The organism is Klebsiella sp. MBT K-1, assembly GCF_002556465.1.
Taxonomy (GTDB): Bacteria; Pseudomonadota; Gammaproteobacteria; order Enterobacterales; family Enterobacteriaceae; genus Klebsiella; species Klebsiella grimontii.
This window is the reverse complement of sequence record NZ_PDEL01000010.1, coordinates 59,764-76,715: the sequence shown is the minus strand read 5'-3', so window position 1 is coordinate 76,715 and position 16,952 is coordinate 59,764. Positions and strand designations below refer to the sequence as shown.

The 16,952-nt window shown below is 53.3% G+C and carries 12 protein-coding genes; 5 read left to right on the top strand and 7 right to left on the bottom strand.

The window, feature by feature from the left end:
* Positions 1-240: 240 nt before the first annotated feature.
* Together CMQ96_RS16225 and soxR are read right to left on the bottom strand one after the other, a co-directional pair.
* Positions 241-909, bottom strand: coding sequence for a glutathione S-transferase family protein (locus CMQ96_RS16225; protein ID WP_024360195.1), 669 nt, complete (start codon positions 907-909; stop codon positions 241-243).
* Positions 910-1,167: 258 nt separating this feature from the next.
* On the bottom strand, positions 1,168-1,626 hold the full coding sequence (gene soxR / locus CMQ96_RS16220) for a redox-sensitive transcriptional activator SoxR (protein ID WP_098067023.1): 459 nt from the start codon (positions 1,624-1,626) through the stop codon (positions 1,168-1,170).
* A gap of 84 nt (positions 1,627-1,710) precedes the next feature.
* Here soxR and soxS point away from each other — a divergent pair, with 84 nt between their 5' ends.
* Entirely contained in the window at positions 1,711-2,040 is a 330-nt protein-coding gene (gene soxS, locus CMQ96_RS16215; RefSeq protein ID WP_004097813.1) for a superoxide response transcriptional regulator SoxS, read from the top strand.
* On the opposite strand, the gene CMQ96_RS16210 is transcribed toward soxS, so the two are convergent.
* On the bottom strand, positions 2,025-3,629 hold the full coding sequence (locus tag CMQ96_RS16210) for an EAL domain-containing protein (protein WP_024360194.1): 1,605 nt from the start codon (positions 3,627-3,629) through the stop codon (positions 2,025-2,027). The two genes, soxS and CMQ96_RS16210, sit on opposite strands and share 16 nt — an antisense overlap.
* 544 nt (positions 3,630-4,173) lie before the next feature.
* Here CMQ96_RS16210 and CMQ96_RS16205 point away from each other — a divergent pair.
* On the top strand, positions 4,174-4,455 hold the full coding sequence (locus tag CMQ96_RS16205; RefSeq protein ID WP_004097808.1) for a YjcB family protein: 282 nt from the start codon (positions 4,174-4,176) through the stop codon (positions 4,453-4,455).
* A gap of 145 nt (positions 4,456-4,600) precedes the next feature.
* Here CMQ96_RS16205 and iraM read toward each other — a convergent pair whose 3' ends face one another.
* Together iraM and bamA are read right to left on the bottom strand one after the other, a co-directional pair.
* Entirely contained in the window at positions 4,601-4,990 is a 390-nt protein-coding gene (gene iraM, locus CMQ96_RS16200) for an anti-adapter protein IraM (RefSeq protein WP_024360193.1), read from the bottom strand.
* Between the two features lie 319 nt (positions 4,991-5,309).
* A complete protein-coding gene (gene bamA, locus CMQ96_RS16195) occupies positions 5,310-7,733 on the bottom strand; it encodes an outer membrane protein assembly factor BamA (RefSeq protein WP_024360192.1) in 2,424 nt (807 codons plus the stop codon).
* A gap of 446 nt (positions 7,734-8,179) precedes the next feature.
* On the opposite strand from bamA, the gene CMQ96_RS16190 reads away from it, so the two are divergent.
* Positions 8,180-8,524, top strand: a complete 345-nt coding sequence (locus CMQ96_RS16190) for an AraC family transcriptional regulator (RefSeq protein ID WP_004137534.1) — start codon at positions 8,180-8,182, stop codon at positions 8,522-8,524.
* 274 nt (positions 8,525-8,798) lie between these two features.
* Here the strand turns inward: CMQ96_RS16190 and CMQ96_RS16185 are convergent, their stop codons facing one another.
* On the bottom strand, positions 8,799-11,060 hold the full coding sequence (locus CMQ96_RS16185; RefSeq protein WP_082236843.1) for a TonB-dependent siderophore receptor: 2,262 nt from the start codon (positions 11,058-11,060) through the stop codon (positions 8,799-8,801).
* A 606-nt stretch (positions 11,061-11,666) separates the two neighbouring features.
* Between CMQ96_RS16185 and CMQ96_RS16180 the strand changes: the two genes are divergently transcribed.
* Positions 11,667-13,229: a lytic transglycosylase F gene (locus tag CMQ96_RS16180; RefSeq protein WP_098067022.1), complete on the top strand. Its 1,563-nt coding sequence runs from the start codon at positions 11,667-11,669 to the stop codon at positions 13,227-13,229.
* An 86-nt stretch (positions 13,230-13,315) separates the two neighbouring features.
* On the opposite strand, the gene ssb1 is transcribed toward CMQ96_RS16180, so the two are convergent.
* Positions 13,316-13,843, bottom strand: coding sequence for a single-stranded DNA-binding protein SSB1 (ssb1, locus tag CMQ96_RS16175; RefSeq protein WP_004097799.1), 528 nt, complete (start codon positions 13,841-13,843; stop codon positions 13,316-13,318).
* Positions 13,844-14,089: 246 nt separating this feature from the next.
* Between ssb1 and uvrA the strand changes: the two genes are divergently transcribed.
* A complete protein-coding gene (uvrA, locus tag CMQ96_RS16165; protein ID WP_004097797.1) occupies positions 14,090-16,915 on the top strand; it encodes an excinuclease ABC subunit UvrA in 2,826 nt (941 codons plus the stop codon).
* The last annotated feature ends 37 nt before the right edge of the window (positions 16,916-16,952 follow it).

The following is a 16,952-nucleotide window of genomic DNA, read 5'->3' as shown; positions in this document are numbered from 1 at the left end:
GAATGACTTTGCTCCCCCCCTGTTAGCAGAGGAAATGATGAGCAAAATAAAAAGGCAAACGATTATCCAGCCTTTAGACGGGCCTTTTCAACTGAAGTTTGTCGTATTTCGCTAAATTTCGCTTATGACGTTCAGGAAATAACCAGCCGATGCGCAAACGTTATCGTCCATGCGCAATCCGGTAACATTTTTGTATTGCGCTGATAGCAATTTTCGTCGGTCATCGGCTTTAGTAATAGTTTACTCGCCGGGTAAGGTAAACGGCCCCCCGCGCTCAATCGCCTTCTGCCAGGCCGGGCGCTGCTCTACGCGCTGAACCCACTGCGTCAGATGCGGTAAATCATCCACGCCGCCGCGCGCCAGCAGCGCCATCGCCGGAAAGCTCATCTGAATATCGGCCATACTTAGCTCCGCGCCGGCAAACCAGCGCTGGCGGGAAAGGTGCGCCTCAATAAAGCGGGCATGGGTTTCCAGCTGACGGTTAAGCCACGCCTTTTGCACCCCTTTGCCCAACGCATTGCCCAACGTGCGCATGCCAAACGGCACCGGGGGTTTACCCAGGCTGGCAAATACCAGCTTCATCAGCAGCAGGGGCATTAGCGAACCCTCGGCGTAGTGCAGCCAAAAACGATATTGCAGCTTATCTTCCACCGACTCGGGCTTTAAGCGCCGGGCGCTATCATAGGTTTCCTGTAAATACTCCAGCATGGCGCCGGATTCGGCCAGAATATGACCGTTATCCTCGACAACCGGCGATTTGCCCAGCGGATGAACGCTTTTTAATTCCGCCGGGGCGAGCATATCCTTTCCCCGCTGATAAGAGACAACCTGATAAGGCAGCTGCAGCTCTTCCAGCGCCCATAATACGCGCTGCGATCGTGACTGATTGAGATGATGTACCGTTAACATGGGCCTCTCCCGCTGTTTGTTCAAATTAACTATAGGAACAGGCGGCGAATGACGGGAATTTTTCGGCAAACGGAAGAGGCAAATTCAGAGAAAAGAGCCACACTTAAAGTGTCGGCGCAAACCGGAACCTCCATCAAAGATTGCGCAATACTGAGGTGAGCCGACGTCGGGGGAAACCCTCCTGCGTACCAGCGGGATAGAGCGAAAGACCAAGACCGGAAAACAACTAAAGCGCCCTGTTGTGGCGCTTTAGTTTTTTTAGTCATCTTCCAACAATCGCGCGCCGGTCCCCTCTTCGCCCAGCTTATCGCCCGGGTTGCGTAACGGACAGTCGCGGCGCGACAGACAGCCGCAGCCGATGCAGCCGTCGAGCTGATCGCGCAGCGCGGTCAGGGTATGGATGCGCCGGTCCAGCTCTTCCCGCCACTGGGACGACAGCATCTTCCACTCTTTAGCGCTGAGGTTATGCCCTTCCGGCAGTACGCCGAACGCGTCGCCGATGGTTGCCAGCGGGATACCAATACGTTGCGCAATCTTAATGATCGCCACCGCGCGCAGGACGTCGCGCCGGTAGCGCCGCTGATTGCCCGCGTTGCGCTGGCTGTGGATCAGCCCTTTGCTTTCATAAAAGTGCAGCGCGGAGACGGCCACGCCGGTTCGTTTTGCCACTTCGCCGGACGTCAGCAGCATTTTGATGCGGGGTGATTTCTTTTCCATAAAGCGCTTTACCTCAAGTTAACTTGAGGAATTATACTCGCCCGCAGACAAAACGACGAATCGAGAATTGAGAGAGGCCGCTTTATGTCCCATCAGGATATTATCCAAACGCTTATTGAATGGATTGATGAACATATCGATCAACCACTTAACATTGATATAGTCGCCAGAAAATCGGGATACTCGAAATGGTATCTACAGCGGATGTTCCGTGCCGTGATGCATCAAACGCTGGGAGATTACATTCGCCAGCGCCGCCTGCTGCTCGCCGCGGAAGCGCTAAGAACCACCCAACGCCCTATTTTTGATATCGCGATGGATCTCGGCTACGTGTCGCAGCAGACCTTCTCGCGGGTGTTCCGCCGCGAATTTGACCGTACGCCTACCGCCTATCGCCATCAAATTTCTGCCTGATAAGGCTGCTGATAAGGGCAGAGGCTGATGCGGTCATTCGCCAGCCACTGCATGAACTCCTGCGGCGGCATCGCTTTCGCAAAGTGCCATCCCTGGCAGTATTGCACGCCGCGCTTTTGGAGCCATGCGACCTGCTCTGCCGTTTCGACGCCTTCAGCCACGATTTTTAAGCGCAGGCTGTTCGCCATCTGGATAATATGCTCGGCAATCATGTGGCTGGTGGTGTTGCTCGTCAGCATGTCGACAAAAGATTTATCAATCTTAAGGACATCGACGTTGAGCGCATGGAGGTTGTTCAGGTTGGAGTACCCGGTACCGAAATCATCAATAGCGATTTCATATCCCGCCTCGCGGAACGCCTGAATCACCGGCGTCGTTTTCGCCACGTCGATAAACCCGCGTTCGGTCACTTCAATTTTAATTTGCTCCGCCTTGACCGCGTAGCGGCGGATCTTCTCGTTGATGTTCTCAATCAGGCGCGCAGAATGGAAATCGGAAGCGGAAAGGTTAATCGCCACGTACAGATGCGGCTGCCGTGCCAGAAACTCGCCAAGATCGGCAAAAACCTCTTCTATCACATAGTCGGTGACCTGCGCGATCATCCCTTCGTTTTCCGCCAGCGGAATAAACTCCGCCGGGCTCATCACCGGGCCATCAAAACCCGGCCAGCGCAATAATGCTTCGGTACCGACGCAGCGGTGATTTTTAATATCGATAACCGGCTGATAGTGCAGGCACAGCTGGCGACGGCTCAACGCCCGCTGCAGCATCTTACGCGGAGAGTGGTACTGCTGCCGGGTGCGCGACCACACCAGTAAAAGCAATACGCTGCAAATCAGCCCCAGCGGTAACGTCAACGTGACCTGGTTATAAAAATTCTGATAATAGCTGACGCGCGAGGTCGACATAATGACGGCTATCGGGCGAACGCTGGAATGGGCGATGGTATAAACGCGGCCATCCTGATGAAATAAAGCCTCTTCAGCGCGAATCAGACGATGCAGCTCAGCGGGGTCGGCATTCTTGCTGACGGAAAAAAACTGCCGGGTTTTGGTGTCAAAAACGCCCCAGGCGAGGTTGCGGTCGCTGGTTATCAACGCGCTGTATGAGAGCGGATTCACCACCACCACATAGTTGCCGCGCTGCATATAGTTCATCGCGTAGTCTGGGTAGAAAGGCGTTTCGCGGTAGTAGTAAATCGCGATATCCGGCTTTTTGGTATAGGTTGCGGCCGGAATTCGCCACCCCGTCGGGCGGCGTACCGTGGTGGAGCAGAAAAAATGGGTGCCGTTGGCGTAGATTAAATCGTCGATATAGAGCAGGCCGCGAACAATCCCGAGCAGATATTGCTGATGCTGCGGCGAACATATCTCTCCCTGATACAAACGGGCTTTATCCCGCGCTTCGTCGGCCTCACGAATCACCAACTCCGTTTTTTGCAGCGCCAGCCGAGAAAACAACCGCAGCTGATCGCCGGTTTCCGCTTTGGCGCGTATCTGCGCAAACCACAACGCCAGCAGCACCGGTAGCAGAATGACTAACACGATGCCAAATATTCTCAACGCCTTACGTGGCGCGCTATGATTCATTTCCGCTTCTTATCCATGCGATACGCCTTAATCAAGGTGAGCTACCCCGATGACTCTGCTTACTTTGATATGAATCAGGGCATCTCAGCAACCCATGCTTTGACGTAAAAACCTCATGACGATGAATTATGAATAATACTGGCTTATAGAAGTCTGGAGAAACATTCTCAACAGAATGAGATTAGCTCCACTATGTTATTCGGTTTATCCGTATAATTAGCCGGAATAAGTAACAAAATCCGTAGAACATAAACCTATATAAAAAAGAAAAGTCGCCGGGAATCCCTTATAATCGGCCTTCACGCTGAAAGAAGAATCCTACCCCTCCCTATTAACCATGCTATTTGAATGGTTAATAGGCGCCATAAAAGACCTTTTTTGGGCTGGTCAATAAAAGAACAAGTGTGATATAGTTCACATTAGTTGATGAAACAAAAACGTTGTTTCATTACGATCTTGTTTGCCTGAAGATAGCCAGAGCACCGTACCATCGTCAGTCTCACCCGGTTGTCACAGGCTCCCAAATTTCGTTGAGGATAGGTTGATGGCTTCCATTACTACCAGTGTCGTACTTTTGCGCTGGCCGCTCGTGAGCGCAGTGCTGATGTTTCTGGCCAGCTCGTTAAACATTCAGCTACGTAAAAGCGATTATGCCGGTTTAGCGGTGATTTGTAGCTGTATGGGCCTGGCCGCGGCCTGCTGGTTCGCCACCGGTCTGTTAGGCATCACGCTGCTGGACGTGGCGAAAATCTGGGGCAATATCAAGGACGTGATGATTGAAGTCATGAGCCAGACTCCGCCTGAATGGCCGATGATGATGACCTGATGTCCGCCCACCCAGGCCGGGCGCCGGTGTACCTGTCCGGGCAGTAACGCCCTGGCCCGGACAGGTGCGCAGCAATTCCCTCCTCTGCGACAGCTAAATACATCACCAGCATAAACCGTAGCGATGGCAAGGTAGCCGCCAGGTTTTAACGCATCCGCTGGCCCAGATCGCGCTGCCCCGACGGCAGCCCCGGTACTGCGCGTGGAAAGTCGTTCGGGCAGCGTTTTATGGCACAGAGCGCCTGGTAACGGCAGGAGTCTGCCGTCGTGGCGGTAGAATGATAAGGGCAGGAAGGCCGCTCCCGCAGCTTCTCCCACTGCGCCTCATCGTATCGCGTGATGTTATAAACTTTTACCGCGTGATATTGCTCGTTGATTAACACACTCGATGAGTAGAGTTTTATCGACTCGCCCGGCAGTAATAAAATGTCGGCCTCATACCAAAGAATAAACTTTAAAAACCGTAGGCTGGAAATTGAGGAAAAAGCCACCCCGGAATGTGGGCAGACAAGAGTATTATGAATAGTCCATTTCATTTTCTATCCTTGCGTGCATTGCTGATTAATGACTCTATTATTGATAGCATTCATCATAGCTAACCGCAAGGCGATCGATTAATAATGTGATATCAGACAATGCTCAAAGTGCTTTATACTCACTAAGATGTAGCGTGAATATTGCATTATAACAATGAATGGTTAGTCATAATAATCAACGGCAGCACCAGTCATGAGCATACATAAATAAGAATATATTGACAATAAATTACAGGCTACCAACAGCAGTAGCCTGTAATATTACACTGGGAATAAATCAAAAATATCTAAGCTATTGTGCGCATATTAAACGCCGGTATCACCATGTTTTACCAATATTAAACTGGAACTGTTCAGCTTTATCCCCATCGTATTTTTTAAACGGCTCGGCCCATGAGAATACCAGCGGGCCTAATGGCGACATCCACTGCACCGCAATCCCGGCGGACATCCGGATATGCGACGGATCGCCATAGTCAGGGATCCCGGCCGCCAGCGTCTGGGCGGTATTTTGCCAGGAGGTGCTCCATACCGTACCGGCATCGAGGAACAGCGACGTCCGCAGGCTGTCAGCGTATTTGTCATTCACAAACGGCGTCGGCACAATAAACTCGCTGTTCAGCACCGCCATCGCGTTACCGCCAACCGCATCGGAAGACGAGTCCAGCGGACAGGCGCTGTAGCTGCTTTCAGAACCATTACAACGATAATAAGCCGCTTTTGGGCCAATCGTATTCGACGAAAAACCGCGAACCGACGACGATCCGCCGGCATAAAAATTATCATAAAACGGTACCGATTTGCCGTTCAGCCCATCGGCATAGCCCGCGCGCAGGTGCTCCATCCACACCCAGCTTTTGCTCTCGGTCAGCGGCATATATTGGGTGGTATCGAAAGTGACTTTGTAATAGCTGTTATCCGAACCGGGCACGGTAACCTTGGCGGTCAGGCTGCTTTTATTCCCCGCGCGCGGGAAGAAGCCGCGATCGAGGTTGTTATAGCTCCAGCCAACGCTGGCAAAATAGTCATTGGCGCTATAGGTGGCGCCGCTGTCGCCATCTTTGGTGACGACGTCAGGATAGATACCCCGCGAGTTAAGATAGCGCCAGGTGGTGAGCTCCGGGTCCATATTGGTCAGGCGGTTATGGACATAGTCCAGGCCCAGGTTAAGAGCGTTATTCTCGCTAATCGGGAACCCCAGCGTACTGCCAACGCCGTAGCTTTGCTGGTTGTAGCTGCCGGAATCGGCATCAGAAGCATCGTAACTGTTGTAGAAGATTTTGCCGCCGAGGCTGATGCCATCCACGGTGAAGTAAGGATTCGTCGCCCCCAGCTCAATATAGGACTGGTAGCTGTTGCGCGTGCCGTTGAAGCTGACGCTATTGCCGCTCCCCAGCCAGTTATCCTGCGTGACGCCGAGCTGGTAGCTCACGCCGCTGTCGGTACCGAAGCCCAGACCCACGTTAAAGGAGCCGGTATTGCGCTCCTTCACCTTATAGACCACGTCCACCTGATCCTGACTACCGCTAACCGGAACGATCTGCTTGTCGACGGTTTCGAAAAATCCGCTACGATCCAGCCGCGTTTTTCCCTGCTCGACCTTCTCGTCATTCAGCCACGCGCCTTCCATCTGGCGCATTTCGCGACGCAGCACTGCATCGCGGGAAGTATCGTTACCCTCAAAGCGAATCTGACGCACCGAATAACGGCGGCCGGCATCCACGTTAATATGCAAAACGACGTTTTTTTTCGCCTCATCAATATCCGGCGCGGTGTTCACCTGCGGCCAGGCATAGCCGTATTTTCCCAGTAGCGTCTTAATGCTGTTCTCAGACGCCGTAATTTCCGCGCCGCTGTACCATTTCCCCGCTAAAGGCTTCACCAGCGCTTCAATTTCCTGGCTATGCTGCGCCATGTCGCCGGTCACGACCGTACTGGTCACTTTATAACGATCGCCTTCGCTAAGATTGATCGTGATATACAGCGATTTTTTATCCGGGGTAATACTGACCTGACTCGAATTAATGGTAAAACGCGCATAGCCGCGATCGAGATAATAGCTACGAATGGTCTCCAGATCCGCCGCCATCTTTTGCTTTTGGTATTTCTTATCGCCAATCACGTTCCACCACGGAACGCTGTCGCGTAGCTGCAGCTGGTCCAGCAACGTTTCTGTGCTAAAAGCCTGGTTGCCAATAATATTAATTTGCGCGATTTTTGCCGATACCCCTTCCTGAAATACAAAGGTTAAATCAACGCGATTACGCGGCAGCGGCGTGACGACAGCGTGAACCTGAGCGCTATATTTCCCGACGCTGTAATAAAAATCCTGGAGCCCTTTTTCTATTTCCGTGAGCGCATTGCGATCCAACGCGCTGCCCTCTTCAATACCTGTGGCGGCCAGATTCTCTTTGAGGGCATCATCCTTAACGGATTTATTCCCGGAAAAGCTGATTTTAGCGATGCTTGGCCGCTCTGTAACCTGCACCACCAGCGTGCTGCCATCGCGCAGGATCTGCACGTTCTCAAAGTTGCCGCTGGCATAGAGGGCGCGGACCGAATCGCTGATATCCTCATTAGAAACCTCTTCTCCCGTATGAACAGGCATGCTCAGTAGCGCAGCGCCAACGGTAACGCGCTGTAGCCCCTCGAAACGAATGTCATCTACCGTATAGGCGGTTGATGCGTAAAGCGTTAAAGGGGAAATCAATAGACCGGCGATGAGACTCGTTTTTTTTAGCATGGAGGTGTCGTCTAAAAGATATTTGGCAATAGCAGATATCCTGCTGGGAATAATGCAGTTCAGTGCGCCAGACAAATTCTGACGCAGTTTTAAATAACCTGAACGAGGCGCAGAATTGCACGCAATTATGACGAGAAAATGGAGAAAAAATGGATGTGTGAGAATGTTGAAAAAATTATTTTTTAATGGAACTTTCTTTTCCCCACCCAGTCAGATAAGCATTTCCAGGCAACATTAAAATTCTACACCGCCTGTTTTTTAATTAAAAAAATAAAAAGCCCCCTTTCGCATTGGTTGAAAGGGGGAAAAAGATCTTGTTAGGAATGATGCTCTCTGGGATAAACCAGGAACAGCCACAAACTAACCTATAACCCCGTAGATAAAATGAAGAGATAGTGAATAAATTATGCAGCCAGATTGCCATCATAATGAAATGAGTCGATATCATGCCACGAAATGAAATTCAGCGTTCAGTGCTGAGCGAGCTGGTGCGCTGGATAAAAAACAACCTTGAGAAGAAGCTCACCATGCGGGCGCTGAGCCTCTTTTCCGGCTATTCCGAATGGCACCTATTTCGCCTGTTTCGTCACTATTTTAATATGTCGCCAATGGCCTATATCCGCCAGCAGCGGATGCAATTAGCCCTTGATTTATTAAAGGTTAAACCGGCTTTTCGCATCGTTGATATTTGTATTCTGGCGGGCTATGAAGATATCAGCGCCTTTAACCGCACCTTTAAAAGGTACTATATGATGACGCCAGCCCAGCTGCGCAAAATCCTGAATATATGATGATAGAGGCTCCCCCTCCTCCGCATTGCTGCGGTTGGGAATGGAAGGGGGAAGAGGAACAACTTTAGAATGGAAATGGCAGGATGCCACCGTTAATCGTTTCTGGGATCAGGCAGACCCGATCAACAGGAAGCAGTGTAAGCTGCTATGTTGAATTAATTGTGTAGAGGCCATGGAGATTTTGTCATAATTTATATCCGAACCCAATGTCCTTGACGCTAAAATAAAAAAAACCGGAATAGTTCATTATTCCGCCGGATGATTGGGTGGTTGATCAGAAATGCGTATTCACGCTGATATAAAACGTCCGGCCCGATTCATTATAGGTCTCCGCCCCTGCGCCATACAGATAAGCGCCGGTCGTCGAATTCCCCGTTGTCTGCGCATTACCGGCACGGTAGTGACGAATATCGAACAGGTTATCCACTCCGCTGGTCAGGCTCAGGTTTTTATTCACATCCCAGGTCGCGCTGAGCCCGACAATGCTGTACGGGCTCACTTCATTTAATTCGCTGCCGGATACCGCCTCGCCTTTATAGTTGAAACGTTTAGGTTTCTGACGGCCGTACCAGGTGAAAGTGCTCTGCAACGAAAGATCGTCGCGTACCTGCCAGCTGACGGTCGAGTTCAGCGTAAACTGCGGGATCACCGACAGGCGATCGCCGGTGGTCTTGTTCTTACTCTGCAGCATCCACGTCAGGTTGTTGCTCCAGTTGACCGTTTCACTTACCGGGAGATTCAGCGAACCTTCCAGCCCTTCAACCAGCGCCTTCGGTACGTTTTCCCATTGGTAAATATTGGTGGTGCCATTGCTGGCCGTCCCCACCGCCGAGTAGCCCGACTCAATCTTGTTATGGTAGTCGTTACGGAACCAGGTCAGCCCCGCCTGATAGCCGTTGTGCTTATACTCAAGGCCAATCTCTTTATTGACGCTGGTTTCCGCCTTCAGATCGCTGTTCCCCATCAGGTAACAGGCTGAGCTGCTGGCATAACAGCCCTGGCCGTTGCTGTAGAGAATATAGTTCGGGTTGAGCTGGTAAAGGTTCGGCGCTTTATACGCGCGGGCGATGCCAAGCTTCAGCGTCCAGTCATCCGACAGCCCCTGCGAGAGATTCAGCGAGGGGCTCCAGTTATTGCCGACGATGCTGTGATGGTCGAAGCGTAGGGCCGGTGTCAGCATAGTGCTCTCGGTCAGCGCGATATTGTCTTCGGTAAACAGCGAGAAAATCTCGGCGCTGGAATAGGGGCTGCGTCCGGTTGCCGACATACCGTCAATGGAGCCATAAGAGAGCGACTGGGTGGTCGACACGCCATCTTTCATCCGCTGCTGGTTCCACTCGGTACCCAGCGTCAGATTCTGTTCGAATCCCAGGGTAAACGGAATATTCACCTCGCTGTGCAGCAGCACATCCGACAGGTCGATATCGGAGAATTCGCTGCTGGAGAAGATCCCTTCCGTTCCGCCCGCCAGTCCCTCATTCATACGCGAGTTACGGGTGTGCTCATACTGCGCCCAGGTATTGCTGGTCACGCCGTTATCCCAGCCGCCGGTCCACGTGACGCCATACGTCTGGCGATAGAGGCGGTTGGTCTCTTTCCCGTACAGACTTTTCACCAGCGTGCTGGTGTTGGTATTCTGCGTGTCGCCTGCATACAGGTTGCCCTGGCGACTGTAGCCGGTTTCAAACTCCAGCGCCTGCATCGGCGCAAATTCCCAGCGCAGCTTACCGTGGATATCTTTATTCACCACGCCTTCGCGCCCTGCAGGATACGATCCCGCATAGCTACCGGTTCGCGCCGCTTCGTGGCCAGCGTTGATATCCTGGGCATCGGCCTGCGTTTTGCTCAGGTTTCCCCATAAATTAAAGCTGACCTCATCCGATAGCGGACCATTGAGGCTGAAGTTTGTCCGCTTCGTCGCGCCCTCTTTACGATGCTGAGGTGCGTTCATATAGGTATTCCAGGACCCATGCCACTCGCTGGTGGCCGGTTTTGTGACGATATTCACCACCCCGCCCATCGCGCCGTTACCGTAGCGGGCCGCCGCAGGGCCGCGAATCACGTCGATATGATCGATCATTTCCGCCGGTACCCAGCTGGTATCACCGCGCGTATCGCGGTCGCCGCGCCAGCCATAGCGCACGGAATTACGACTGGTCACCGGTTTACCATCCACCAGAATCAGGGTGTTCTCCGGTCCCATGCCGCGAATATCGACCTGGCGGTTATTACCGCGCTGGCCGCTGGTGGAGTTACCGGTGAGGTTGACGCCGGGCTGGGTACGAATCAGCTCGGAGACATCACGCGCGGGCGGATGTTTACGGATCTCCTCAGCGGTGATGGTCGATACGCCGGGGGCTTGCAGCGTCTGCGCCGCCGCGGTGACCACCATCGTTTCATCGTCATTTACCGCAGCCGTTTCAGATATCTTCGTATCGTCTGGCATGCTGCCATCAGCGGCCTGAACCGGCAGCGTCCCTCCCCAGATGACCATCGGGATTAGTACGGCCAGCGAGTAGTGTGAATCGTATTTCATGGAATATGCCCTGTTTTTCTTTTTAGCTGTCGGGGCACGTCTTCTTCATCAGTCAGATAAACAACGGTAATGACTTTTATGCAAGCGCAGTATCTCTGCTTTTGGCGTAGCCGGGCCCTCCCGCTTAAATAGCGGAATAGCAATAAATAATGAGCAGCCAAAATAGATTTATTACTCTGGCAAAAATGAAGAAATAAACGCACCGTGCTATTCTTTGACAGCATTCGCCGAACAGCAGTAATAGGAGTCTTGTGCCACACAACGTTATTAGAAATGAGATTTATTATCAAGTGGATAATTATCCACCGCACGGATAATTTTTAACAAATCAATAAAAACAAAAAGATAAGAGAGCTAAAGTCGTTTTTTATTTTTAGAACAGTTAAATAACTGAAGTATATCCACATTAAAAAAACACAATTCAGACATATTATCTCCATAATTAATTAGGGCGTGTGGGTTTATTATTTCACGATAAATATCGTCATTGTAAATTAATAGAATAATTAAAATAGCGGACTAGCCGACTCGCATACGCGATCGCCGGGGATGCTAACGGCGTGGAATTGACTAAAATAAGAAAATCCCCCTGCGGAGCACCGCGCCATGAACACTTCATCGTTCTATCGATACCTTGTCGGCGGGCTCGCATGCTTTGCCGCCCTGCTATGCTTCACCTCCGTTTACGCCGCCGCTGAGAACAAACTGTCAGAGCCAGAGGAACGAGAGGCCCTGAAGGTCGACGTTGACGATATGCTACAGCCCTGGAAGGGAGATTTACCCGGAATGCTCGACCGGCGAACTATTCGCGTATTAACCACCTTCAGCAAAACCTTTTTCTTTATTAACAAAGGCACTCAGCGTGGCGCCACTCACGATATTTTTATGGAGTTTGAACGTAGCCTTAACCAAAGCCTGGCGAAGGAGAAAAAGCTTAAACATCGTCATCTTAAGGTCCGTATCATCTTTGTGCCAGTTGCCCGCGACCAGCTCATCAGCGCGCTTAACGCCGGTAAAGGGGATATTATCGCCGCCAACCTGACGGAGACCGCTGCCCGCCAGCAGGAGATGACCTTTACCGCGCCGATATACTCTCACGTTCAGGAGCTGCTCCTTTCCGGCCCGGGTTCCCCCAAAGTGGAAAATCTGCAGCAGCTTTCCGGTAAAACGGTCTTTGTGCGTACCTCATCGAGCTATTACGAGAGCCTGGTTGCGCTCAACGCGCGCTTTGCGCAGCAATCTTTGCCTCCCATCACCCTCACATCGGCGCCCGAAGCGCTGGAGGATGAAGATCTGATAGAGATGCTCAGCGCGGGCCTGATTCCCTTGACCGTCGTCGACCGCCACAAGGCACTGTTCTGGAAGCAGGTCTTCCCCAGCATTCAGGTTCATCAAAACATCATTCTGCGCAACGAAGGCAATATCGGCTGGGCGGTACGCAACAACAGCCCGCAGCTGCTGGCCTTGCTTAATGAATTCATCAACAAAAATCGTCAGGGCAGCAAGCTGGGTAATACGATTCTGCTGCGCTACCTGAAGGATGCCCGATATGTTAAAAACGCGGCAGCGCAAAAAGAGCGGCGTAAATTTCTGACCATGGTGGAGATCTTCCGCAAATATGGCGATCGCTACGACGTTGACTGGCTGCTGATGGCGGCGCAGGGCTATCAGGAGTCGCGGCTTAATCAGTCTGTACGTAGCCACGTCGGCGCAATTGGCGTTATGCAGGTAATGCCGGGCACCGGCAGGGAGCTGAACGTCGGCGATATTAAACTGCTCGACCCCAATATTCATGCCGGGGTGAAATATATGCGCTGGATGATAGACCGCTACTATGGCGATGAACCGATGACCCAGCTTGATAAGGCGCTTTTCTCGTTCGCCTCCTATAACGCGGGCCCCGCGCGCATTGCCCGGCTACGGGCAGATACCAAAAGGCGCGGTTTTGATCCAAACGTCTGGTTTGGCAACGTGGAATATCTGGCCGCCGAGAAGATCGGTTCCGAGACCGTTAGCTATGTCAGCAATATCTATAAATATTACATCGCTTACCGGCTGATTGTGGATGAAATGGCGCGCAAGCAGCTGGCGACAGCGGCCGCCAAAAATCCGGTCATGCCGCCCGCGACAGCTACGCCAGCCGCTGCGGCCACGCCCGCTTCACGGTGAAATAGCGCTGAAAAACCGCGTTTCAAAATAGAAAAAGCCCCGGGCTGGGGCTTTTTCAGAACTGACTTCACAACGGTTAATCGCGATTAGAACGGGATATCGTCGTCAAAGTCCATCGGCGGCTCATTGGAAGGGGCTGCCGGAGCCTGCTGCTGCGGACGAGACTGCGCGCCGCCGCTGAACTGGTTTCCGCCCTGCGGCTGCTGAGGCTGACCCCAACCGCCCTGCTGCTGACCGCCGCCTGCCGGGGCGCCTGCGCCCTGCTGACGACCGCCGAGCATTTGCATCGTGCCGCCAACGTTAACCACAACTTCGGTGGTGTATTTTTCCTGACCGGATTGGTCAGTCCATTTACGCGTACGCAGCTGGCCTTCAATGTAGACCTGAGAACCTTTACGCAGATACTCGCCGGCCACTTCCGCCAGTTTGCCGAACAGCACAACGCGGTGCCATTCGGTCTGCTCTTTCATCTCACCGGTCGCTTTATCACGCCAGGATTCGGAAGTAGCCAGCGTAATGTTGGCAACTGCGCCACCACTCGGCATGTAGCGTACTTCCGGGTCCTGGCCCAGATTACCGACGAGAATCACCTTGTTTACGCCTCTGCTGGCCATGTTTGTGTCTCCTGAATGCGTTTCTTAATAGTGTAAACGCGCGAGTGTACCATTTCCAGGTGCTATGTTGATAGCTGGGAAGTAGGTTCCAGATAACTCTCGCGGTGCGACATTTTTACACATCCCGCCGGAAAATGCATTCCAATACTGTATATTCAAACAGGTTAAATTGTGTCATAATTAGCCGTTTCTGCCGTTTGTCCTTCTAACAAACCAGGCAATCCGCGTATCTACCGGGAAAGGTGAATGGATAAGATCGAAGTTCGGGGCGCCCGCACCCACAATCTCAAAAATATCAACCTCGTCATCCCGCGCGACAAACTCATTGTCGTCACCGGGCTTTCGGGTTCAGGCAAATCCTCATTGGCTTTCGACACGTTGTATGCCGAAGGGCAGCGTCGCTACGTTGAGTCGCTCTCCGCCTACGCGCGGCAGTTCCTGTCGCTGATGGAGAAGCCCGATGTCGACCATATTGAAGGGCTGTCGCCGGCGATTTCCATTGAACAGAAATCAACGTCCCACAACCCCCGTTCAACGGTAGGCACCATTACCGAAATTCACGACTACCTGCGCCTGCTGTACGCTCGCGTCGGCGAGCCGCGTTGCCCGGATCACGACGTCCCGCTGGCGGCGCAGACCGTGAGCCAGATGGTCGATAACGTGCTCTCCCAGCCTGAAGGTCAGCGCCTGATGCTGCTGGCGCCAATCATTAAAGAGCGCAAAGGCGAACATAACAAAACCCTTGAAAACCTTGCCGGGCAGGGCTACATCCGCGCGAGGATCGACGGCGAGGTCTGCGATCTCTCCGATCCGCCAAAGCTGGAGCTGCAGAAGAAACACACTATTGAAGTGGTGATTGACCGCTTTAAGGTGCGCGACGATCTCAGCACGCGCCTGGCCGAGTCTTTTGAAACCGCGCTGGAGCTGTCGGGCGGCACCGCCATCGTCGCCAATATGGACGATCCGAAAGCTGAAGAGCTGCTGTTTTCCGCCAACTTCGCCTGCCCGATTTGCGGTTACAGCATGCGCGAACTGGAACCGCGCCTGTTCTCCTTCAACAACCCGGCGGGCGCTTGCCCGACCTGCGACGGCCTCGGCGTGCAGCAGTATTTTGACCCGGAACGCGTGATTCAGAACCCTGAGCTGTCGCTGGCGGGCGGGGCGATTCGCGGCTGGGATCGGCGCAATTTTTACTACTTCCAGATGCTGAAGTCGCTGGCGGAACATTATGAATTCGATGTTGAAGCCCCCTGGGGCACGCTGAATAGCAGCGTACAAAAAGTGGTCCTGTACGGCTCAGGCAAAGAGAATATTGAATTCAAATATATGAACGATCGCGGCGATACCTCCGTGCGCCGCCATCCGTTCGAAGGCGTGCTGCATAACATGGAACGCCGTTATAAAGAGACGGAATCCAGCGCGGTACGTGAAGAGTTAGCGAAATTCATCAGCAACCGTCCCTGCACCAGCTGTGAAGGGACCCGCCTGAAGCGCGAAGCGCGGCACGTGTTCGTGGAAAATACCCCGCTGCCGACCATCTCGGACATGAGCATCGGCCACGCGATGGACTTCTTCAACAACCTGAAGCTCTCCGGCCAGCGTGCGCAAATTGCTGAAAAAGTTCTGAAAGAGATTGGCGATCGCCTGAAGTTCCTCGTCAACGTCGGTCTGAACTACCTGACGCTCTCCCGTTCGGCGGAAACCCTCTCCGGCGGCGAAGCGCAGCGTATCCGCCTCGCCAGCCAGATCGGCGCGGGCCTGGTCGGCGTGATGTACGTACTGGATGAGCCCTCTATCGGCCTGCACCAGCGCGATAACGAACGCCTGCTTGGCACCCTGATCCACCTGCGAAATCTCGGCAACACCGTGATCGTCGTTGAGCACGATGAAGACGCTATTCGCGCCGCCGACCACGTTATCGATATCGGCCCGGGCGCCGGGGTACACGGCGGTCAGGTCGTGGCCGAAGGCAAGCTGGAAGATATTATGGCGGTGCCGGAATCGCTGACCGGCCAGTTCATGAGCGGCAAGCGTAAAATCGAAGTGCCGAAACAGCGCGTGCCCGCCAATCCGGAGAAAGTGCTGAAGCTGTCCGGCGCGCGCGGCAATAACCTGAAAGACGTGACCCTGACGCTGCCGGTAGGCCTCTTCACCTGCATTACCGGCGTTTCCGGGTCGGGTAAATCCACGCTGATCAACGACACGCTGTTCCCGATTGCCCAGCGTCAGCTCAACGGCGCCACTATCGCCGAACCGGCGCCGTACCGCGACGTGCAGGGGCTGGAACATTTCGACAAAGTCATTGATATCGACCAGAGCCCCATCGGTCGTACGCCGCGTTCTAACCCGGCAACCTACACCGGCGTCTTTACGCCGGTCCGTGAACTGTTTGCCGGCGTACCTGAATCGCGTTCGCGCGGCTACACGCCGGGCCGCTTCAGCTTTAACGTGCGCGGCGGTCGCTGTGAAGCCTGCCAGGGTGACGGCGTGATCAAAGTCGAGATGCACTTCCTGCCGGATATCTACGTGCCGTGCGACCAGTGCAAAGGCAAGCGCTATAACCGCGAAACGCTGGAGATTAAGTACAAAGGCAAAACGATTCATGAAGTGCTGGATATGACCATCGAAGAAGCGCGTGAGTTCTTCGATGCGGTACCGGCGCTGGCGCGTAAGCTGCAAACGCTGATGGACGTCGGCCTGACCTATATTCGTCTGGGCCAGTCAGCGACTACCCTCTCCGGCGGCGAAGCACAGCGCGTCAAGCTGGCGCGCGAGCTGTCCAAACGCGGTACCGGGCAAACGCTGTATATCCTTGATGAACCGACCACCGGTCTGCACTTTGCCGATATTCAGCAGCTGCTGGAAGTTCTGCACCAGCTGCGCGACCAGGGCAATACCATCGTGGTGATTGAACACAACCTGGACGTCATCAAGACGGCTGACTGGATCGTTGACCTTGGGCCGGAGGGCGGAAGCGGCGGCGGGGAGATCCTCGTTTCCGGTACCCCGGAAACGGTCGCCGAGTGCGAGGCCTCCTATACGGCTCGCTTCCTCAAGCCCATGCTGAAGTAATCTCATCTGCCTCTTCCCGTCCCGGGAAGAGGCATCA